At 60.6% G+C, this 19,435-nt stretch carries 17 protein-coding genes; 8 read left to right on the top strand and 9 right to left on the bottom strand.

The features are described 5' to 3' along the window. Positions 1 to 56: 56 nt before the first annotated feature. The 4 genes from BSK43_RS08585 to BSK43_RS08570 form a co-directional block, all read right to left on the bottom strand. Positions 57 to 1,079, bottom strand: a complete 1,023-nt coding sequence (locus BSK43_RS08585; RefSeq protein ID WP_077468341.1) for a glucokinase — start codon at positions 1,077 to 1,079, stop codon at positions 57 to 59. A gap of 34 nt (positions 1,080 to 1,113) precedes the next feature. Continuing rightward, on the bottom strand, positions 1,114 to 1,494 hold the full coding sequence (locus tag BSK43_RS08580) for a methylglyoxal synthase (protein ID WP_077468342.1): 381 nt from the start codon (positions 1,492 to 1,494) through the stop codon (positions 1,114 to 1,116). A 99-nt stretch (positions 1,495 to 1,593) separates the two neighbouring features. Beyond that, positions 1,594 to 2,634 carry a penicillin-insensitive murein endopeptidase gene (mepA, locus tag BSK43_RS08575; protein WP_077468343.1) on the bottom strand — a complete coding sequence of 347 codons (1,041 nt, stop codon included), beginning with the start codon at positions 2,632 to 2,634 and terminating at the stop codon, positions 1,594 to 1,596. 145 nt (positions 2,635 to 2,779) lie between these two features. After that, positions 2,780 to 3,349 (bottom strand): isochorismatase family protein, encoded by a 570-nt coding sequence (locus BSK43_RS08570; protein WP_077468344.1) that lies wholly within the window; start codon positions 3,347 to 3,349, stop codon positions 2,780 to 2,782. Between the two features lie 36 nt (positions 3,350 to 3,385). Between BSK43_RS08570 and BSK43_RS08565 the strand changes: the two genes are divergently transcribed. From BSK43_RS08565 to pncB, 7 genes are all read left to right on the top strand, one after another. Continuing rightward, positions 3,386 to 4,021, top strand: a complete 636-nt coding sequence (locus BSK43_RS08565; protein ID WP_205910594.1) for a TetR/AcrR family transcriptional regulator — start codon at positions 3,386 to 3,388, stop codon at positions 4,019 to 4,021. A 109-nt stretch (positions 4,022 to 4,130) separates the two neighbouring features. Next, the gene (locus BSK43_RS08560) at positions 4,131 to 5,984 is read left to right on the top strand and encodes an extracellular solute-binding protein (RefSeq protein WP_077468345.1); all 1,854 of its coding nucleotides are present in this window, start codon (positions 4,131 to 4,133) and stop codon (positions 5,982 to 5,984) included. A 171-nt stretch (positions 5,985 to 6,155) separates the two neighbouring features. Then, entirely contained in the window at positions 6,156 to 7,247 is a 1,092-nt protein-coding gene (locus BSK43_RS08555; protein WP_136686800.1) for a microcin C ABC transporter permease YejB, read from the top strand. Continuing rightward, positions 7,247 to 8,401: an ABC transporter permease gene (locus BSK43_RS08550; protein WP_077468347.1), complete on the top strand. Its 1,155-nt coding sequence runs from the start codon at positions 7,247 to 7,249 to the stop codon at positions 8,399 to 8,401. Before BSK43_RS08555 ends, BSK43_RS08550 begins: the two co-directional genes overlap by 1 nt. Continuing rightward, the gene (locus tag BSK43_RS08545) at positions 8,398 to 10,035 is read left to right on the top strand and encodes an ABC transporter ATP-binding protein (protein WP_077468348.1); all 1,638 of its coding nucleotides are present in this window, start codon (positions 8,398 to 8,400) and stop codon (positions 10,033 to 10,035) included. The genes BSK43_RS08550 and BSK43_RS08545 overlap by 4 nt, the downstream gene beginning before the upstream one ends. An 11-nt stretch (positions 10,036 to 10,046) precedes the next feature. After that, positions 10,047 to 11,006 carry a glyoxylate/hydroxypyruvate reductase A gene (locus BSK43_RS08540; RefSeq protein WP_077468722.1) on the top strand — a complete coding sequence of 320 codons (960 nt, stop codon included), beginning with the start codon at positions 10,047 to 10,049 and terminating at the stop codon, positions 11,004 to 11,006. A 212-nt stretch (positions 11,007 to 11,218) separates the two neighbouring features. Next, entirely contained in the window at positions 11,219 to 12,523 is a 1,305-nt protein-coding gene (gene pncB, locus BSK43_RS08535; RefSeq protein WP_077468349.1) for a nicotinate phosphoribosyltransferase, read from the top strand. Between the two features lie 74 nt (positions 12,524 to 12,597). Here the strand turns inward: pncB and BSK43_RS08530 are convergent, their stop codons facing one another. Next, a complete protein-coding gene (locus tag BSK43_RS08530) occupies positions 12,598 to 13,563 on the bottom strand; it encodes a hypothetical protein (RefSeq protein WP_077468350.1) in 966 nt (321 codons plus the stop codon). Positions 13,564 to 13,738: 175 nt separating this feature from the next. On the opposite strand from BSK43_RS08530, the gene BSK43_RS08525 reads away from it, so the two are divergent. Further along, on the top strand, positions 13,739 to 15,904 hold the full coding sequence (locus tag BSK43_RS08525; protein ID WP_077468351.1) for a mechanosensitive ion channel family protein: 2,166 nt from the start codon (positions 13,739 to 13,741) through the stop codon (positions 15,902 to 15,904). Positions 15,905 to 16,057: 153 nt separating this feature from the next. On the opposite strand, the gene BSK43_RS08520 is transcribed toward BSK43_RS08525, so the two are convergent. The 4 genes from BSK43_RS08520 to BSK43_RS08505 form a co-directional block, all read right to left on the bottom strand. After that, positions 16,058 to 17,128, bottom strand: coding sequence for a LacI family DNA-binding transcriptional regulator (locus tag BSK43_RS08520; protein ID WP_077468352.1), 1,071 nt, complete (start codon positions 17,126 to 17,128; stop codon positions 16,058 to 16,060). A 138-nt stretch (positions 17,129 to 17,266) separates the two neighbouring features. Further along, positions 17,267 to 17,494, bottom strand: coding sequence for a hypothetical protein (locus BSK43_RS35055; protein WP_169055377.1), 228 nt, complete (start codon positions 17,492 to 17,494; stop codon positions 17,267 to 17,269). A gap of 90 nt (positions 17,495 to 17,584) precedes the next feature. Next, positions 17,585 to 18,313: an SDR family NAD(P)-dependent oxidoreductase gene (locus BSK43_RS08510; RefSeq protein WP_077468354.1), complete on the bottom strand. Its 729-nt coding sequence runs from the start codon at positions 18,311 to 18,313 to the stop codon at positions 17,585 to 17,587. Next, on the bottom strand, positions 18,310 to 19,431 hold the full coding sequence (locus tag BSK43_RS08505) for an alkene reductase (protein WP_077468723.1): 1,122 nt from the start codon (positions 19,429 to 19,431) through the stop codon (positions 18,310 to 18,312). Before BSK43_RS08505 ends, BSK43_RS08510 begins: the two co-directional genes overlap by 4 nt. Between the last annotated feature and the right edge of the window lie 4 nt (positions 19,432 to 19,435).

Here is a 19,435-nt window from a genome sequence, read left to right as displayed (position 1 = left end):
TTCAAAAAGGCATGGCTTGCCGGAAGTTTCAGCGCGCCATCCATTGTTGAAAGCGCTCAACGCCGCCAGCGGCGGCCGTCGGTCGCAAGCCCGAAGCTCGATGGCTTGCGGGCATAGGCGGCAAGGCCGGAAAGCGCTGCCAACGGATTGACGACGACATAGGTTGGGATCGTCTTCATCATTTCGGTATGCGGCGCCTTGTCTTCGAAGGCTGCGCGGAATTCCGGCTTCTGCAGCGCCGGCAGGATCTTCTGCGGGATGCCGCCCGAGAGATAGACGCCGCCGCGCGCCATGAAGATCATCGCGATATCGCCGGCAACGCGGCCGAGATAGGTGACGAAGAGCGTCAGCGTTTCCTCGGCCTGCGCGTTGGTGCCGGCAAGCGCATGGTTGGTGATATCGGCCGGCTCTTTCAGGCTCGGTTCGATGCCATCGGCCGCGCAAACGGCGTGATAGAGGTTCTGCAGCCCGCGGCCGCAGATGATCTGCTCGGCCGAGATGCGGCCCTCGATGGTTTCCAGGTGCGGCCAGATCTGCAGGTCGCGCTTTGTGCGCGGTCCAAGATCGATATGGCCGCCTTCACCCGGCACGGGTATCCACTGATGCTGGGTATGGACAAGGCCTGCAACGCCAAGCCCGGTGCCCGGTCCGAGCACGGCGCGCGAGGCGCTCTTGTTTTCCGAGGCCTTGCCTATGGTTTCGCGATGCTCGTCGGCAACGTCGGAGATTGCCAGCGCCTGCGCCTCGAAATCGTTGATGACAAGCACATCCTCGATGCCGAGATTGGCGATCATCGTCTTCGGGCGGATCACCCAATCACAATTGGTGAGCGGAATTTCGTCGCCCTGCACCGGGCCTGCCATCGCAAGGATCGCGGCGCGCGGCTGCACCCTGCTCTTTTCGAGGGTCTGCTTGATCGCATCGTCGATCGTCGCGAAATTCGCCGTCTGCACGACCGGAAAATGTTCCTGTTCGGCTTCGGCGTCGACAAGGATCGAGAAACGCGCATTCGTCCCGCCGATATCGCCGATCACGATGGGAAAAGGCAGTGGGGCATCGCTGTGATTGAGCTCGGGCATGGCCAGGTCCGTGGTCTGCCGCCGGCAAGGCGGATTAATGATTCAGTGTTTTGATCAGCCGCTCGGCGGTGGATTCGTTGAGCGCCATGGGAATGTCGTAGACAACGGCAAGCCGCGTCAATGCCTTCACGTCGACATCGTGCGGCAGGGGCGTAAGGGGATCGATGAAGAAGACGAGCATGTCGATCTCGCCAGTGGCGATCAGCGCACCGATCTGCTGGTCGCCGCCGAGTGGACCGCTTTTCAGCCTGACAACCTTGAGAGTGGGACAGGCGTCGAGCACGCGGCCACCGGTCGTGCCGGTTGCGACGATGTTCCAATCGGCAAGGGCTGCCTGATTGCGCCGTGCAAATTCTGCCATCGCATCCTTTTTCTGATCGTGCGCGATCAGCGCGATGCATTTGCTGCCGGCCATGAAGTCCTTGCTCCGCCCAGTGCTTTCAATCGATTTATCCGCCTTCTATACTAAGAGGATGAGCTTTGAAAGACTGCTTGGGCAAGGACTGCCCATGCCTCACTGCTGCGGAATCTGGCCGGGCGGTGTGTTGCCGGAGGCGGGCATTGCATCCGTTTCGGCAGCCGCGCCGGCACCTTTGGCGCCATAGGTAGCGGCGCGCACGGAGGCGACGGGCGGCGCGGCCAGCACGGCCTCGCAAGCCCTAGGAAGATCGGAAACCATGACCTCCCGCGGCTTTACCGGCGGCTTGTCACTCGGTTTCGGCTTCGGCTTTACCCAGGGTTCCGGCCCGAGCCACCAGGCAAGCGTCTTGTCGCAGCCGTCGCCGGCGGCAACCGGCGCTTGTCCCGTGCAGCCGACGGAGCCCGGGGGGCAGCGTAGGCGGATGTGGAAATGCGAGTCGTGCCCATATTCCGGGCGCAGCTTGCCGAGATTGCTGCGGTCACCCGTCCAGCTGTCGCACATCTTCTTCTTGATGGCCGGATTGACGAAGATGCGCTCGACCTCGGGATAGCTTGCCGCGCGCATCAGCAGGCGGGCATGCGCCGGCGTCCAGACCCTGTCGTTGATCGTCAGGAATTTGTCCTTGGCGAGCATCGAGGTGAAGGGCAGGGCTTCGCGATCGGCAGCCGATAGCTTGCGTTGAGGCATCGGCGTCAGCCAGATATCGGCATCGAGGCCGATCTGGTGCGAGGCATGACCGTTGAACATCGGGCCACCGCGGGGCTGCGAGATGTCGCCGACGAGCAGGCCCGGCCAGCCGTCATTCTTCGCGGCATCGCGCGACAGGCGTTCGAGCAGGCCGATCAGCTCGGGCCTGCCCCAGCGGCGGTTGCGCGAAAGGCGCATGGCCTGCCATGTCGGACCATCGGCAGGCAGCGCGACCGCGCCGGCAAGGCAACCCTTGGCATAGAAGCCGATCGACTGCGATGGCCCCTGCGTCGGAAGGGTGACGCCGCCGAAGATCGCCTTGGCGCTGCCGGGCGAGGGGGCCGTCTGCTGCGCCAGCGCATCGCCGGCGATGAGGCCCATGCCGAGCGCGGCGGCGAGGGAGAATTTGCCGATAGTCTGGAAGGTGCGAACCAGTGGGGAAACCATGCATATCCTTGAAAGGCGGTCGGAACGGGCCGAAGTGATTTGCGGCAAGACTATCCTGAAAAATGGTCCAAGTTAATCCGCGACAATCACAGGTGGCCGATCAACGGCCACCTGCTTGCCCGTTCTGGCCGTCAATGCGGACGGATCAGTTCGCCAAAATTTCCACCGTCTTGCGAATGCGCGACAGTCGCGGCAACACCTTCGTGCAGGAGAAATCCTGCATGTCCTGCGAGAATGTCGTCACGGCGTCCTCGGCGACGATGACGGCATAATTTGCCGCATAGGCATCACGCACCGTCGATTCGACACCGAAATTGGTGGCGACGCCGGTCAGGATCAGTGTCTTGATGCCGCGGCGGCGAAGCTGCAGATCGAGTTCGGTGCCGTAAAAGGCGCTCCACTGGCGTTTGATGATGGCGACGTCGGGCGTCAGCGCGGCAATTTCGGCGGGCGGTGCCAGCGCGGCTGCCGGCAAACCACCGGGGGGAAGCGTGAAGGTTTCGTCAGTCGGCTGGTTGACAGCGTCGGCATAGTCCGGGGAAAATCCAACCGTGACAAAGACGGTCGTTCCGCCATCGGCCTTCAGCTTGTTTGCAATGGCGACCGTGTTGTCGATGATCTGCTGGGCCGAATGGGGTGCGAGCTGGCGGCTGAGAACCAGGCCCTGCAGGTCGATGGAAACGAGAGCGGTGGTCCGGGGGTCGTAAAGTGGCATTGGGGGCTCCAGGAGAAATATGAGGATATCCTCGCAATGGAAAATATGAGGATGCCCTCACAAAAATCAAGTGAAGAATTGAAGACGCGCACACCGAAGCGGCAGCGCGGCCATGACCGTGTCGTGATCCTGCTGGAGGCCGCTGCAAGGGTCTTGGCCCGAAAGGGGTACGACGCTGCAACGATGACGGAGATCGCGGCCGAGGCTCGGTCCTCCATCGGCTCGCTTTATCAATTCTTCCCGACAAAGCTCCTGCTCGCCGAGGCGCTGCATATCGATCGCCTGGAGCGGCTGAAGACGGGTCTTCGGGAGGTGGCGGAGCAGAGCACTGGCCTTTCCGCAGCCGATAGCGGCGAAGCTATTTTCGATGCGCTTGGCGCATTCATCGAAGAATTTCCGGAATTCCCCGTGCTCGGCGCGCGCCGCGATATTCCCAAGGAGCGCAAGGCACGCTCCCGCGCCGAGCTTAAGGAGTTGATCGCCACTATTTTGCGGCGTGCTCAGCCGCCGATATCGGACGATATCGGCTTGATGTCGGGGATCGTACTTGAACTGCTGCGCATCGCTCTCGTCGTCGCCAACGAACCAGACGCTGCGGAGGACCGGCGCGTCGTTAGCGAATTACGGCTGATGCTGCGCAAGCGCCTGGAAGAAGCCGCCTGCAAAAGCTGATTTCGAAACGCCTCATACGGCTTAATGCCAAAGAGATGAGCAATTGCGTCCTGCTTTTTGCCCTCATTTGCCTTATGCTGATTCTCTAGAAATCATCGGGAGATCATGAATGGCATTGACGCGGTTGAAAGCAGGCTTGGTCGTTTCTTTCATGTGCCTGCTGGCCTTGCCGGTAGCTTCTCAAGCTGAAGAGCCGCAATTCCGCATCGGCACCGCCATTCTCGGCGATCTCAAATACCAGCCCGGCTTCAAGCATTTCGATTATGTCAATCCCGATGCGCCGAAAGGCGGCGAGTTGAAGCTGTCGAGCAATGGTACCTTTGATACCCTCAATCCCGTATTGTTCAAGGGCAATCCGGTTGCGGGCATCGCTTCCCTCGGGTCCGGCCTCGTCTTCGACAGTCTGTTGAAATCGGCCGATGACGAAGTCTCCTCGTCCTATGGATTGCTTGCAGAGGGCGTTTCGTATCCGGACGATATTTCCAGCGCTACGTTCCGCCTGCGACCTGAGGCAAAGTGGGCTGACGGACAGCCGGTAACGCCTGCGGATGTCGTTTTCAGTTTCGACAAGGCGAAGGAACTCAACCCGCTCTTCACGACCTACTACAGCCATGTGACACGCGCCGAAAAGACCGGTGATCGTGATGTGACGTTCTACTTCGACGAAAAAAACAATCGGGAGCTGCCGTCGATCCTCGGTCAGTTTCCGATCGTGCCGAAGCATTGGTGGGAAGCCACTGGACCGGACGGCAAGCCTCGCGATATTTCCCGCACCACGCTCGAGCCGGTTATGGGCTCGGGTCCCTATAAGATTGTTGCAGTCTCGCCCGGCTCCACCATCCGCTATGAGTTGCGCGACGACTATTGGGGCAAGGACCTGCCGGTGAACGTCGGCGAGAACAATTTCAAGACGATTTCCTACACGTATTTCTCCGACAACGATGTTGAGTTCGAGGCCTTCCGCGGCGGCACCATCGATTACTGGCAGGACAATGTCGCAAGCCGCTGGGTTACGGGCTACGATTTCCCGGCCGCCAAGGATGGCCGCATCAAGCGCGAGGAAGTGCCCAACCCGCTGCGCGCCACGGGCGTCATGCAGGCATTGGTGCCGAATATGCGCCGCGATCAGTTCAAGGATGAGCGCGTTCGCGAAGCGTTGAACTATGCCTTCGATTTCGAGGAGCTCAACCGCACCATCGCCTTCAATCAGTATAGCCGCATCAATAGTTTCTTTTTCGGCACGCAACTCGCGTCATCCGGCCTGCCTCAGGGTGATGAGCTGAACATCCTCAATGACATCAAGGACAAGGTTCCGGCTGACGTCTTCACGACGCCTTATACCAATCCTGTCGGCGGTGATCAGCAGAAGTCTCGAGACAATCTGCGCAAGGCGCTCGATCTGTTCAAGCAGGCGGGATACACGCTGAAGGGCAATCAGATGGTCAACGGGCAGACGGGCAAGCCGCTTTCCATCGAAATCCTGCTCGGCAGCCCCTTCGTGGAGAAATGGGTTCTGCCCTACACGCAGAGCCTCAAGAAGATCGGCATCAACGCCACCGTACGCACGGTCGATTCATCACAATACATCAATCGCGTCCGAAGCTTCGATTATGACATGATCTGGACCGTCTGGGCTCAGACATTGAATCCGGGAAATGAGCAGATTGACTTCTGGGGCTCGGCCTCTGTCAATCGCCTTGGCTCGCGCAATTATGCCGGCATTTCCGATCCCGGCATCGATGCCCTTATCAATAAGGTCATCTTCGCCAAGGACATCGCCGAAAAGGACGCGACCGCCAAGGCGCTGGACCGCGTATTGCTCGCTCATCACTATGTGGTTCCGCTGTTCTATACGACCAGCTTCCATATCGCCTACTGGGACAAATTCGAACATCCGGCTCAGTTGCCTGAATATTCCATAGGCTTTCCCGACGTCTGGTGGTCGAAAAGTGCCGGAAAGTGAGCCTCTCTTGCAATGATGAGCCCGCTGGGCTCCAAATGCTCGAGCTGATTCGGATAGTTTCAAGCTGAAATGACTGCGCCGGTTGTCATCCGGCGGAAGGGAATGTGAATTGATCGACGGATGGATTGAGACGAAGCGGAATATACCCTTCTTTGAGGGAGCGGCGGACTGATGGGCGCCTACATTCTGAGACGTCTCTTGCTGATGATCCCGACCATCGTCGGCATCATGGCGATTTCCTTCACCATCGTGCAGTTCGCGCCGGGCGGCCCCGTCGAGCAGGTCATCGCACAGCTGACGGGCCAGGCCGACAATGCCACCGGACGCCTGTCCGGCGGCACCGATATGCTGGCCCAGCAGGCCTTCGATGACAGCAGCTCGAAATATCGCGGCGCGCAGGGGCTCGACCCTGAGCTGATCGCCAAGCTCGACAAGCAGTTCGGTTTCGACAAGCCGCCGCTCGAGCGCTTCGGCCAGATGATGTGGAACTATATCCGCTTCGATTTCGGCGAGAGCTTCTTCCGCAACACCACGGTCCTCGACCTTATCGGGCAAAAGCTGCCGGTGTCGATTTCGCTCGGCATCTGGATCCTGATCTTCTCCTATGCGATCTCGATCCCGCTCGGGATCCGCAAGGCGGTGCAGGACGGATCGACCTTTGACGTCTGGACCTCGGGCGTCATCATCATCGGCTATGCCGTTCCGAGCTTCCTTTTCGGCATCATGCTGATCGTGCTGTTTGCCGGCGGCTCCTTCTTCGACTGGTTCCCCTTGCGCGGCCTCGTCTCGGATAATTTCGCCGATCTCAACTGGTGGCAGAAGATCCTCGACTACGCCTGGCATCTGGTGCTGCCGTTGATCTCGCTGTCGCTTGCTGCCTTCGCCACCACGACGCTGCTCACCAAGAATTCCTTCATCGAGGAAATCAAGAAGCAATATGTCATCACCGCCCGCGCCAAGGGCTTGAGTGAACGGCGCGTGCTCTATGGTCATGTCTTCCGCAACGCCATGCTCATCGTCATCGCCGGCTTTCCCGGCGCCTTCATTTCCGCCTTCTTCACCGGCTCGCTGCTGATCGAGAACATCTTCTCGCTCGATGGCCTTGGCCGTCTCAGCTATCTCTCGGTCGTCCAGCGAGATTATCCGGTGGTGTTTGCGACGCTCTTCATCTTTTCGCTGCTCGGCCTCGTGGTCAGCCTCGTTTCCGACCTGATCTACACCTGGATCGATCCGCGCATCGACTTCGAGCGGAGGGATGTCTGATGGACGCCGCCAATCATCCCACGGCGCCGATCACGGTGAAGCCGCCGCGCAAGGGGCTGTTCTCGCCGACCAATGTGCGCCGATGGCAGAATTTCAAGGCGAACCGCCGCGGATACTGGTCGCTCTGGATCTTCGCGGTCCTGTTCGTCCTCACCCTCGGCGCCGAGTTCATCGCCAACGACCGGCCGATCCTCGTCTCCTATAAGGGCGAGATTCTGACGCCGATTTTCGTCGATTATCCCGAGGACAAGTTCGGCGGCTTTCTGGCACAGACGGATTACCGTGCCCAGGATATTCAGGACGAGATCAACGCCAATGGCTGGATGATCTGGCCGCCGATCCATTATTCCTATCAGACGGCCAATTCCAATCTCCCGCAGGGAAAGTCGGCGCCGACACCGCCATTCTGGGCGATGAGCAAGGAAGAGCGGTGCTCGGGCTATGCCGCTGGCGCTGCCGATCGCAATTGCAACTGGAGCAACCTCAACTGGCTCGGCACAGATGATCAGGCGCGCGATGTGCTGGCCCGGTTGATCTACGGCTTCCGCATATCGGTGCTGTTCGGCCTGGTGCTCACCATCTGCTCGGCGGTCGTCGGCGTCTGTGCCGGTGCCGTGCAGGGCTATTTCGGCGGATGGACAGACCTGTTGATGCAGCGCTTCATCGAGATCTGGTCGTCGATGCCGGTGCTCTATATCCTGCTGATCATCGCTTCCGTTCTGCCGCCCGGCTTCTTCATCCTTCTCGGCATATTGCTGCTGTTCTCCTGGGTGGGCCTGGTCGGCGTCGTACGTGCCGAATTCCTGCGGGCACGCAATTTCGAATATGTCCGCGCTGCTCGCGCCCTTGGCGTCGACAACCGCACCATCATGTATAGGCACCTGCTGCCGAATGCGATGGTCGCGACGCTGACCTTCGTTCCCTTCATCCTGTCAGGCTCGATCTCCACTTTGACTTCGCTCGATTTTCTGGGCTTTGGCATGCCACCCGGTTCGCCGTCGCTGGGTGAGATGATCGCCCAGGGCAAATCCAACCTGCAGGCTCCCTGGCTCGGGCTGTCGGCCTTCTTCACCATGTCGATCATGCTGTCGCTGCTGATTTTCATCGGCGAGGCCGTGCGTGACGCCTTCGATCCAAGGAAGACGTTCCGATGAGCGAAAATTCCACACCCTTGCTCTCTGTCCGCAATCTGTCGGTCGCCTTTCATCAAGGCGGGCAAACCTCGATCGCGGTCGATAACATCTCCTTTGATATCAGAAAGGGCGAGGTTCTGGCGCTGGTCGGCGAATCCGGCTCAGGCAAGTCGGTCTCGGCCAATTCGATCCTGAAGCTGCTGCCCTATCCCTCCGCCAGCCACCCCTCGGGCGAGATCCTGTTCAAGGGCAAGGATTTGCTGAAGGCATCGGATAACGAGCTGCGCGCCGTGCGGGGCAACGACATCACCATGATCTTCCAGGAGCCGATGACCTCGCTCAATCCGCTCCACTCGATCGAGCGGCAGATCAGCGAAATCTTGGCTCTGCATCAGGGCATGAGCGGCCACGCCGCCCGCAGTCGCACGCTGGAACTCTTGAACCAGGTTGGCATCCGCGAGCCGGAAAAACGCCTCAAGGCCTATCCGCACGAGCTATCCGGCGGCCAGCGCCAGCGCGTGATGATCGCCATGGCGCTTGCCAACCGCCCGGAATTGCTGATCGCCGACGAGCCGACGACGGCGCTCGACGTGACGGTGCAGGCGCAGATCCTCGAGCTATTGCGCGATCTCAAGGGCGTGCACGGCATGTCGATGCTGTTCATCACCCATGATCTCGGCATCGTCCGCAAGTTCGCTGACCGCGTCTGCGTGATGACCAAGGGCCACATCGTCGAGACCGGTGCGGTGGAGGATGTCTTCACCAATCCACAGCACGAATATACGCGCCATCTGCTCGCCGCCGAGCCGCGCGGCGAACCGCCGGCCAGCGACGCCGAAAAGCCCGTGGTCATGGAAGGCAGCGATATCCGCGTCTGGTTCCCCATCAAGGCCGGCTTCATGCGCAAGGTCGTCGACCATGTGAAGGCCGTCGACGGCATCGATCTGAAACTCAGGGCCGGCCAGACGCTCGGTGTCGTCGGCGAATCCGGTTCCGGCAAGACCACGCTCGGCCTGGCACTCGCCCGGCTCATTTCCTCGCGAGGCCGCATCGCCTTCGTCGGCAAGGATATAGCCGGCTATTCGTTCCGCGAGATGCGGCCGCTGCGCAACCAGCTGCAGGTGGTCTTTCAGGACCCTTACGGCTCGCTCAGCCCGCGCATGTCGGTTGGCGAGATCATCGCCGAAGGGCTCAAGGTTCACGAGCGCTCGCTTTCTGCCGATGAGCGCGACAAGCGCGTCTGCTGGGCGCTGGAGGAAGTCGGTCTCGATCCGTCCACCCGCTGGCGCTTCCCGCACGAGTTCTCCGGTGGCCAGCGTCAGCGCATCGCCATTGCCCGCGCCATGGTGCTGAAGCCGCGCTTCGTCATGCTCGACGAGCCGACTTCGGCGCTCGACATGAGCGTACAGGCGCAGGTGGTCGACCTTCTGCGCGACCTGCAGAAAAAGCACGATCTCGCCTACCTCTTCATCAGCCACGACCTGAGGGTGGTCAAAGCGCTCGCCAACGAGCTGATCGTCATGCGCTTCGGCAAGGTCGTGGAGCAGGGTGCCTCGGCCGATATTTTCCGCGCGCCGAAAGAGGATTATACCAAGGCGCTTCTCGCCGCCGCCTTCAACATCGAAGCCGTGCCCACCGCCACCATCCAGCAATGAAGACCATCGCCATGTCGGCCAAAAGCCCCGTTCTCGTCGATCTCAAATTCAGTCCGGCGACGGTCGCCAAGGCGCTCGAAGCAGCCTTTGCCGATCGCGGCAGCATCAATCTGGCCGACCCCTCCAGCAAGGGTGCAGATCTCAGCCATGTCGACTACGCGCTTCTGTGGAAGCCCGATGCCGACCTCTTCAAGCGGGCGCCCAATCTGAAGGTCATCTTTTCCGGCGGCGCCGGCGTCGATTCGATGATGTCCATTGCCGGCCTGCCCGATATACCGATGGTCCGTTTCGTCGACCGCAGCCTGACGACGCGCATGAGCGAATGGGTCGTCATGCAATGCCTGATGCATCTGCGCGATGTTCAGGGGCACCTCAGGAACCAGCGCCAGCACGTCTGGGCCCAGCAACAAGGTCCCGAAGCAGCCGATGTCACCGTCGGCGTCATGGGTCTCGGCGTTCTCGGCTGCGATGCCGCCGCCAAGCTCAAGGTCATGGGTTTCAACGTCATCGGCTGGTCGCGCAGCAAGAAAGAGATCGACGGCATGCAAACCTTCGATGCCGGCGAGCTGGATGCGTTTCTTGCGCAAACCGATATTCTTGTGGGCTTGTTGCCGCTGACGCCGGAAACCACAGGGATCTACAACGCCTCGCTCTTTTCCAGGCTTCGCCGCGATGGCGCTCTTTCCAAGCCGGTCTTCATCAATGCCGGGCGGGGCAAGAGCCAGGTCCAGGCAGACATCGTATCGGCGATCCGCACCGGCGTCCTCGGCGGTGCCTCGCTCGATGTCTTCGACGTCGAGCCTTTGGCGAAGGGCGATCCGCTCTGGGACCTCGAAAATGTCATCATCACGCCGCATGATTCCGCGGTATCCGAGGAAAAGGCGCTGATGCGCCATGTCGAGGAACAGATTGCCCGCTTCGAGCGCGGCGAGCCGCTGCAGCACCTTGTGGATCGCAGCCGGGGTTACTGAACTTGCATGAGATGGCGGCAATCGGGACTTTTTGTTCCGGTTGTTGCCGCCATACGCGACCCGTTAAGTCTGGTATCAAATTTCTTTCAGTGACTGGACTTTCGCTCAACATTTTTTGATAACAGGGCACTGTAGGCACTATATATGCGTGCCGGACTGCCAGCCGGTGAGAAGCATGACGTCCGCAGGGCAGGAGACGGGGCAGGAACGACATGACCAAGACGGATATCGCCACCCGCGTCTATAACCATACCTGGAAGCTCGATCCGATCATCCGTAGCCTGATCGATACGGATTTCTATAAGCTTTTGATGCTCCAGATGATCTGGAAGCTCTATCCCGATGTCGACGCCACTTTTTCGCTGATCAATCGCACCAAGAGCGTCCGTCTTGCCGAGGTGATCGACGAGAGGGAGTTGCGCGAACAGCTCGATCACGCCCGCACGCTGCGGCTCTCCAAGAAGGAGATGATCTGGCTGGCCGGTAACAGCTTTTATGGCCGCGCCCAGATTTTCGAACCGGAATTCCTCACCTGGTTGTCGAATTTCCAGCTGCCGGAATACGAACTGTCGAAGCGCGACGGTCAGTATATTCTCGACTTCCACGGCTCGTGGAAAGAAACGACGATGTGGGAAATCCCCGCGCTCGCCATCATCAACGAGCTGCGCTCGCGCACGGCGCTGAAGGCGCTCGGTCCTTTCACGCTCGATGTGCTCTATGCCCGCGCCAAGGCGAAGATGTGGGAAAAGGTGGACCGCCTCAAAGAACTGCCGGGCTTGCGCATCTCCGATTTTGGCACCCGCCGCCGCCATAGCTTCCTCTGGCAGCGCTGGTGCGTCGAGGCGCTGAAGGAAGGCGTGCCGCACGCTTTCACCGGCACGAGCAACGTGCTGCTCGCCATGGACTCGGATCTGGAGGCCGTGGGCACCAACGCGCACGAACTTCCGATGGTCGCCGCCGCGCTTGCCAAGAACAACGAGGAACTCGGCAAGGCGCCCTATAAGGTGTTGCGCGACTGGAACCGTCTCTATGGCGGCAATCTTCTTGTCGTTCTGCCCGATGCTTTCGGTACGGCGTCGTTCCTGCGCAACGCCCCGGAATGGGTGGCCGACTGGACCGGCTTCCGACCCGACAGTGCCCCTCCGATCGAAGGCGGCGAAAAGATCATCGACTGGTGGAAGAAGATGGGCCGCGATCCCCGCCAAAAGCTGCTGATCTTCTCCGATGGTCTCGATGTCGAAGCGATCATCGATACCTACAAGCATTTCGACGGCCGCGTTCGCATGAGCTTCGGCTGGGGCACGAACCTTACCAATGATTTCGCCGGCTGTGCGCCGGTCGAGCTCAAGGGGCTCAACCCGATTTCGATCGTCTGCAAGGTCATTGAGGCCAATGGCCGCCCGGCTGTCAAGCTCTCGGACAATCCACAAAAGGCGACGGGGGAGCCGGCGGAAGTCGAGCGTTATTTGAAGTTCTTCGGCGCAGAGGATCGCGTCGATCAGGAAGTGCTGGTTTAAGCGGTTTTCCGTCGGGAATGCGTAAAAGCAAAGAGATGGAGCGCTTTCGCGATTCGAAGAAAAGCTAAAGTGTTCTAATGGTGGATGGGGGCCTCTATCCGGGCCACGCGCTTGAACAGCGTCCAGCGGCCATTCTCCCAGCGATACTGATCCGGCGAAATAACGTAGGGCACGTCGCTGAGATCGGCGCTGATCAGCTCCAGAAGCTGCAGGCCCTGAATGTCGTTCTCATGGGTGAAGAAGACCTTGTCGCGTGACAGGAACGCCGCGATCGGCGCGGCACCACCGGACTGTTCCTGCACCTGGGCCCAGAAATTCGGCAGGAAGGCGACGCTGGATTCGAATTGGCCGTCGACCTCGACATATTGAAACTGGCTGCGCTTGGCGATCTGCAATCCGGTCTTGGACAGGAATTTCTGCAGGTTGCCCTGCGCCACTTCGGCCAGTTCACGCGCGTCGATGCCCCATTCATCCAGCGCCGTCGACATGACATAGCTGACCGTAGTCTCGCCATTGACGACGAAGAGCTTGATCAGGCCTTCCGCCTCGTCGAGGTAGACGAAATGCGGCGGATCGGGTTCGTCCTTGACGGCATGCATCATCTGTTGCCGCGCTACATCGACGAAATCGCGCGCCTTCAGCACCGGGAGGATCTGGGCGAGTTCCTCGCTGCCGGCCATGGCTTCGGTCATGTTGAGATAGTTGAGCAACGCCTCCGCCCGGGCTTGCCCTTGCTTTTCGCGCAGCGCCAGTAACGCGTTGCTCAAAAATTTCGTCATGGTATCGCCGTTGCGGCTATGCAGTGTCAGGCTGCCGGCGCCGGCATCGTAGTCGATGCTGATCAGGTCGCCGAAAAACGGCAGCCGTTCCTGCAGATAGGCCGCAAAGCGGGCTTCGTTGTGCAAGGCTTCGTCCGGAATATTCAGGTCGAGCATCTTCACTGGTGTGATGTTCGAGGCCTCGGGTATCGGCGGCCCCTCTTCAGCGCGCGCCTTCGCTTGTCTGCCTCTACCGAAGAGCCTTTTCAGGAAATTGAACACGAGCGTCCCCGAGCATCGAACGGCATTGTCGCGGAAACTAGCGCGACAATGCCTCCAGGGCAATGGCATCAGGCGATGATCACGCCGCCCGCGTAAGTGCCTGCTTGCTCGCATGAAAAAGGCGTATAGTCTGCAAAAACGGGCCGGCGGTCCGATTGCGGGAAGGGTGACGTGTATGAAGGATGTCGGGGCTGGCAGGCAGCTGATGGGGATGCTGTTTTTATGTTTCTTTGTGCTGGCCGCGCCGCTCACTGTGCTCGCGCAAAATACGACGGCGACCCAGCAGACGGCGCCACCACCCGAAAAGGTTCGCGAACTCATCCAGCTGATGAACGAACCGGACGTGAAGCAATGGCTCACCTCGCAGCTGAACACCCAGCCCGCCGTTGTCAGTGATCCCGCACCGGCCGACAACGATCAGATGTCCGTTCTATCGGGCATGCTCGGCCACACCCGGCATCATCTGGAGATAGTCTCCGGCGCGGGGATGACCTTGCCCTATGAGGTGATGGCCGCCTCCGAAAAGCTTGGCCGTGAGGGCCGGGCGGTCGGTCTCCTGCGTATCATCATCCAGGTCGTGATCCTGTTTTTCCTGGGATTGGTCGCGGAGTTGGCGGTCGCGCGCTTCATCAATACCAAGCACATGCAACGCACCGAAAGGGCTGCCGGCACCGAGACCGAGCTGCAGGCCGCGCGGTTCCAGTTTCTGGGCGGCGTCGTGCCTGCCATCATCCATGCTCTGGTGACGCTGATTCCGCTGCTCGCTTTCGACTGGCCGCCGGCCATCGAGAGCTTCGCCATCGCCTGTGTCATTGCGCTGGTGTCCATCAGACTGGCGATCTCGATCGGCAAGCTGCTGATGGAGCTGATCGCCATGCGCCGCGCGACCGATGTTCTGGACGAGGATGGCGGTACTGCCCGCATCGCTGAACGCAGGCGCGTGGCAACCTATTGGTATCGGCGCTGCACTCTGTTTGCCGTCTATTTCGCCTGCGGTTGGGCCGTCATGCAGGCCGTCACCTCGCTCGAATTTTCAGCCGGTGCCCGGGATCTCATCGGCTATACCCTTGGTATCGGCCTGTTCCTGATCGCAGTCGCCGCTGTATGGTCGAGGCCCGTTGCGCCTGAAAGGCGCGGAATGAAGACCGTTTCCTGGTTGCTGACGATCTTCTTTGCGGCGCTCTGGGGCCTGTGGGTGGCCGGTTTCGACGGTCTTCTGTGGCTCGGCATCTATGCGGTCCTGCTGCCACGCGCACTCTCGGTTTCGACTCGGGCGATCGAGGCTCTGCATGATGCGGCCGACGGCTTCTTCGGCGCCGGCAAGGTGGCGACCGTGCTTCTTGATCGCGGCGTGCGGGCATTGATCATCACTTTCGCGGCGCTCTGGCTCGGCCGGATGCTGGGGGTCGAGGCCCACGCGATGATGAGCGGCAGCGAATCGATCATCGGCCGTATCGCACGCGGTCTTCTTGGCGGCATCGTCATCCTGTTGATTGCAGATTTGGTCTGGCAACTTGCGAAGACCTATATCGACGCGAAACTGATGGAATCGCTACCTGCTGTCAGCGATTCCGAGGAGATGAAGGCGAGCCGCGCCCGGCTTCAGACACTGCTGCCGATCTTCCGCAATATTCTTGCGGTGGTGATCGGCATCATCGCCATCATGATGGTGCTGTCTGGGCTCGGCGTGCAGATTGGACCCTTGATCGCCGGTGCCGGCGTCGTCGGTGTCGCCGTCGGCTTCGGCGCGCAGACCATCGTCAAGGATGTCATCAGCGGCGTCTTCTATCTCTGGGATGATGCCTTCCGTGTCGGCGAATACATCGAAAGCGGCCACTATAAGGGCGTGGTGGAATCGTTCAGCCTGCGCTCGGTCAAGCTGCGCCACCAGCGCGGCCCGCTGGCGACCATACCTTTCGGCTCGCTCGGCGCGGTCAACAACATGAACCGCGACTGGGCGATCGACAAGATCATCGTCAAGGTCACCTACGATACCGATCTGGTGAAGCTGAAGAAGATCGTCAAGGATATCGGCCAGCGCCTGCTTGAAGATCCCGAACTGGCGCCGAGCATCATCCAGACGCTGAAGATGAAGGGCGTCGAGCAGTTTGGCGATTTCGCCATCGAGATCAGGCTGGCGCTCACCGCCAAGCCCAACGAGCTGTCGGTCATTCGCCGCAATTCGCTGGCCCTGATCAAGCAGGCTTTCGATGAAAACGGCATTCAGTTCGCCTTCCCGACCGTGCAGGTGGCCAGCGACAAGGACGCATCCGCTGCCGCCGCCCGGCAGCTCATCGAGATGCGGGCCGCAAACGTCGAGGGCGCGCAGCAGGCGGGTTAGAGCATTTCCAGGAAAAGTGCACAGCGGTTTTCCGTCCGGAAATGCGATAACAACAAGATAGAGCGTTTTCGCGGTTCGAAGAAAATCGAAAATGCTCTATCGAGCGGGATATGCCGCGGCGGCCAATCCCCTGAGTTTTCGTTGTCGCGTAGGCTATTGCTTTGGCGGTGCGGTGCTGCCGCGCACGACGAGTGCGACGCCGATCATCTCGCGTTCGCTGGGTATGGCATCGTCCAGTACCGCTCTTACCGCGCGCTCTGCGATCCGGGCAAAGGGCTGCGCCATCGTCGTCAGGCCCGGCTCCACCATGCCGCCTTCCGGCACGCCATCGAAGCCGACGAGGGAGACGTCTCCTGGAACTGAAAGCCCGCGCGCCTGCAGCCAGCTCATGGTCAATAGGGCGATATAATCGGACATTGCGAGGATGGCAGTCGGCGGCTCAGGCGTGGAAAACAGGTATTCCAGACCGGCCTCGACACTCGCCTTCTGGTTATCCGTCTCGTAGACCGGAACATCCTCGCGCCGGATGCCGAAGGTCTCGAGCGCCAGCCAATAGCCGGTGACGCGATCGCGCGAGGTCGAATAGACAGCACGCTCGATCTCGCCAATACCGACCGGCCCGACATGATCGTAGGAAAATTCCGTCGCAAGCACGGCGAAACGCCGGTGACCCAATTCCGCCAGATGCCTGGCGGCTGTTGCAGCCCCGCCGGCATTATCGACGCTGACCGATGGGACCGATGGATCGTCGTCATTCAATGCCAGGGCGATGAAGGGCAATTGCCGCTCGCGCGTCAGCTGCACCAGCTTTTCGCCACCCTCGACGCAGAGCAGGATGAAGCCGTCGACGAGGGCGCTCTTGATGGTCCAGTCGAGCTTCTGCCGATCCTTGGCCGAAACCAGCGCAAGCCCGGTGCCGCTGGCATCGCAGACCTGAGCGATGGCGGCCAGGAGGGCTCTCGCCCACGGATCGTCGAAGAAATAGGCGAGCGGTTCCGCAGCCGCGACCCCGATCGCATTGACCTTGCCCGCCCGCAGCAACCGCCCCGTCAGGCTCGGGCCGGCATAGCCGAGCTGTTTGGCGGTCTCGAGCACATGCTCGCGCACCTCCTCGCGGACCACATCGGGCCGGCTGAAAACATTCGATGCGGTCCCCTGCGATACCCCTGCCGCCTTGGCGACATCCGCGAGCCTGATCGTGCCCTTGGCCAATAGCCTCTCCATTTCCGTTGCCACGCAGTTTAGCAGGAATTTGTATCGGTTCAATTCCGCTTGACACTGGAATTATTGAGTGTAGGTTTGAACCGATTCAATCAACAAGCTCGAATCGTAATTGAATCGATTCAAAAGGTAGTGCCAATGTCAACCAATCACTTCTTCAGGGATCTCTATTTCGATCGTTGGGGTGATCCAGAAAACCCGAATGCCGTTGAGCCGTGCAGCACTGCGGATAAGGATCGGGTCGCCACGCACGGTATCCTTGGCCGTCTCCGCCACCTCTTCCGTCGCAGTCGGAAACGTCCGTCCGCATGGTCCTTTACGATCCCGAGCGAAACGTCCTTGACCGAAAGTCGTGCCGATGTCGGTCATCGCAATCCATTCGATGCCGCCCAGCCCAAATTCCTCGCCATAGCGAAGGCGCTGTCACGGAATTGCTAGGATCTGCCTCGGCTAGCGGTCTCAGAAATTTTCCTTGTAGGGGCGCAGATCGAGCTCCTGGGTCCAGGCTGAAGGATGCTGGCGGTGGATATGCCAGTAGCTTTCGGCGATGGCGTCGATGTTCAGCAAGCCGCTGGCATCCATATCGGGTCGCCGCGCGCGCAGCCGCTCGCCATCAATGCCGCCATCGATAATGGTATGGGCGACATGCAGTCCGAGTGGTCCGAACTCCCGCGCCATGCTCTGGCTGATCATTCTCAAGCCTGCCTTGGCGGCGGCGAATTGGGCATAGCCCGCCTTGCCGCGCAGGCTGGCGGAAGCGCCGGTGAAGATCACGGTGCCGCGGCCGAGCGGCGTGAGATGACGAGCCGCCTCGCGCCCGACGAGAAAACCGCCGAAACAGCAGATGCGCCAGAATTCCTCGAACTGGGCGGCCGTCAGATCGCGAAAGCCGATGGGGCGGTTGATGCCGGCGTTGAAGACGATGAAATCGGGTGCGGCTATGCCATCCCGAGCCGTAAAGGCGTGCTCGAACAGCCGTACGACAGCCGCTTCGTCGGTCGCATCCGTTTCTATGGCTTCGGCACTGCCGCCGGATGCCCTGATGGCTCCTGCGACCTGATCGATCTTGGCCGGTGTCCGTCCGGCGATGACGACATGGTAGCCCTTGCCGGCGAGGAGCCGGCACAGCGCGGCGCCCAGTCCCTGTTCTGCCCCCACCCCAACGATAATGGCGCTTGGCATACTCATTCGGCGGCCTCCCTGGCATCGAGTGTCGGATAGTCGGTATATCCCTCGGCGCCGCCGCCATAGAAGGTCGGGCGATGATAGGGGTTGAGCGGAGCGCCGCGACGGATACGCTCCGGCAGGTCGGGATTGGCGATGAAGAGCCGTCCGAAGGCGATGGCATCGGCGTGGCCTGCGGCAAGCGCCGCTTGAGCACTCTCGGGCCGGAAGTTTCCAGCCGCGATCAATGTGCCCGACCAGGCAGGACGAAACAGTTCCGCCGCCGATGGCACGTTCTTGTGGTCGACCTCGGCGAAGCCGGCACCACTGGCGCGCGGTTCGATCAGATGCAGATAGGCGAGATGCAGTCGATCCAGCTCGCGAATGACATGGCCGTAAAGGCGCAAAGGGTCGTCCTCACCGCTGTCATTGGCAATGCCGAAGGGCGAAAGACGGACGCCGACGCGGTTCGAGCCCCAGACCTTGGAAACCGCCTCGACGACTTCGAGCAGCAGTCGCGTGCGGTTGTCGATCGAGCCGCCATACTGGTCGGTACGCTGGTTGGTGCGCGCCTGCAGGAACTGCTCGATCAGGTAGCCGTTGGCGCCGTGGATTTCGACACCGTCGAATCCCGCCTGCTTCGCATTGGCGGCTGCTTGCGCATAAATGTCGATCAACAGCGGCATGAGATCGATGTCGATCGCCTGTGGCGTCTCGAAGGGCACGCGCTCGAACGAGGCGGTGAAGGCCTGCCCCTTGGCGGCAATGGCGGAAGGGGCAATCGGCAGAGCGCCATCCGGGTGGTGCGATGAGTGAGAGATGCGGCCGACATGCCAGAGCTGGAGGAAAATCTTGCCGCCCCTACAATGGACCCCATCGGTTACGGCCTTCCAGCCGGCGATCTGTTCGGCGGTGTAAATGCCCGGCGTTGCCGGCATGCCCTGTCCGATGGGCGAAACCTGCGATCCCTCGGAAATGATCAGCCCGCCCTCGCTGGCACGCTGCGCATAATATTCGGCGTTCAAAGCCGAAGGCACATTGCCGGGCTGGCTTGCCCGCATGCGGGTCACCGGCGCCATGACGATGCGGTGCGATAGTTCGAGGGGACCAACGGCAAGCGGTGAAAACAAAGAAGCTGTCATGAAA

Source organism: Rhizobium sp. P44RR-XXIV (genome assembly GCF_001999485.2).
Lineage (GTDB): Bacteria > Pseudomonadota > Alphaproteobacteria > Rhizobiales > Rhizobiaceae > Rhizobium.
This window is presented reverse-complemented; position numbering and strand designations above follow the sequence as displayed.

Excerpts from the sequence above, each read along its gene's own strand:
- BSK43_RS08585 (WP_077468341.1), bottom strand. The coding sequence starts at position 1,079 with ATGCCCGAGCTCAATCACAGCGATGCCCCACTGCCTTTTCCCATCGTG.
- BSK43_RS08550 (WP_077468347.1), top strand. The coding sequence starts at position 7,247 with ATGGACGCCGCCAATCATCCCACGGCGCCGATCACGGTGAAGCCGCCG.
- BSK43_RS08565 (WP_205910594.1), top strand. The coding sequence starts at position 3,386 with ATGGAAAATATGAGGATGCCCTCACAAAAATCAAGTGAAGAATTGAAG.
- BSK43_RS08580 (WP_077468342.1), bottom strand. The coding sequence starts at position 1,494 with ATGGCCGGCAGCAAATGCATCGCGCTGATCGCGCACGATCAGAAAAAG.
- BSK43_RS08560 (WP_077468345.1), top strand. The coding sequence starts at position 4,131 with ATGGCATTGACGCGGTTGAAAGCAGGCTTGGTCGTTTCTTTCATGTGC.
- BSK43_RS08540 (WP_077468722.1), top strand. The coding sequence starts at position 10,047 with ATGTCGGCCAAAAGCCCCGTTCTCGTCGATCTCAAATTCAGTCCGGCG.
- BSK43_RS08520 (WP_077468352.1), bottom strand. The coding sequence starts at position 17,128 with ATGGAGAGGCTATTGGCCAAGGGCACGATCAGGCTCGCGGATGTCGCC.
- BSK43_RS08570 (WP_077468344.1), bottom strand. The coding sequence starts at position 3,349 with ATGCCACTTTACGACCCCCGGACCACCGCTCTCGTTTCCATCGACCTG.
- BSK43_RS08525 (WP_077468351.1), top strand. The coding sequence starts at position 13,739 with ATGAAGGATGTCGGGGCTGGCAGGCAGCTGATGGGGATGCTGTTTTTA.
- mepA (WP_077468343.1), bottom strand. The coding sequence starts at position 2,634 with ATGGTTTCCCCACTGGTTCGCACCTTCCAGACTATCGGCAAATTCTCC.
- BSK43_RS08510 (WP_077468354.1), bottom strand. The coding sequence starts at position 18,313 with ATGAGTATGCCAAGCGCCATTATCGTTGGGGTGGGGGCAGAACAGGGA.
- BSK43_RS08545 (WP_077468348.1), top strand. The coding sequence starts at position 8,398 with ATGAGCGAAAATTCCACACCCTTGCTCTCTGTCCGCAATCTGTCGGTC.
- BSK43_RS08555 (WP_136686800.1), top strand. The coding sequence starts at position 6,156 with ATGGGCGCCTACATTCTGAGACGTCTCTTGCTGATGATCCCGACCATC.
- pncB (WP_077468349.1), top strand. The coding sequence starts at position 11,219 with ATGACCAAGACGGATATCGCCACCCGCGTCTATAACCATACCTGGAAG.
- BSK43_RS08505 (WP_077468723.1), bottom strand. The coding sequence starts at position 19,431 with ATGACAGCTTCTTTGTTTTCACCGCTTGCCGTTGGTCCCCTCGAACTA.
- BSK43_RS35055 (WP_169055377.1), bottom strand. The coding sequence starts at position 17,494 with ATGACCGACATCGGCACGACTTTCGGTCAAGGACGTTTCGCTCGGGAT.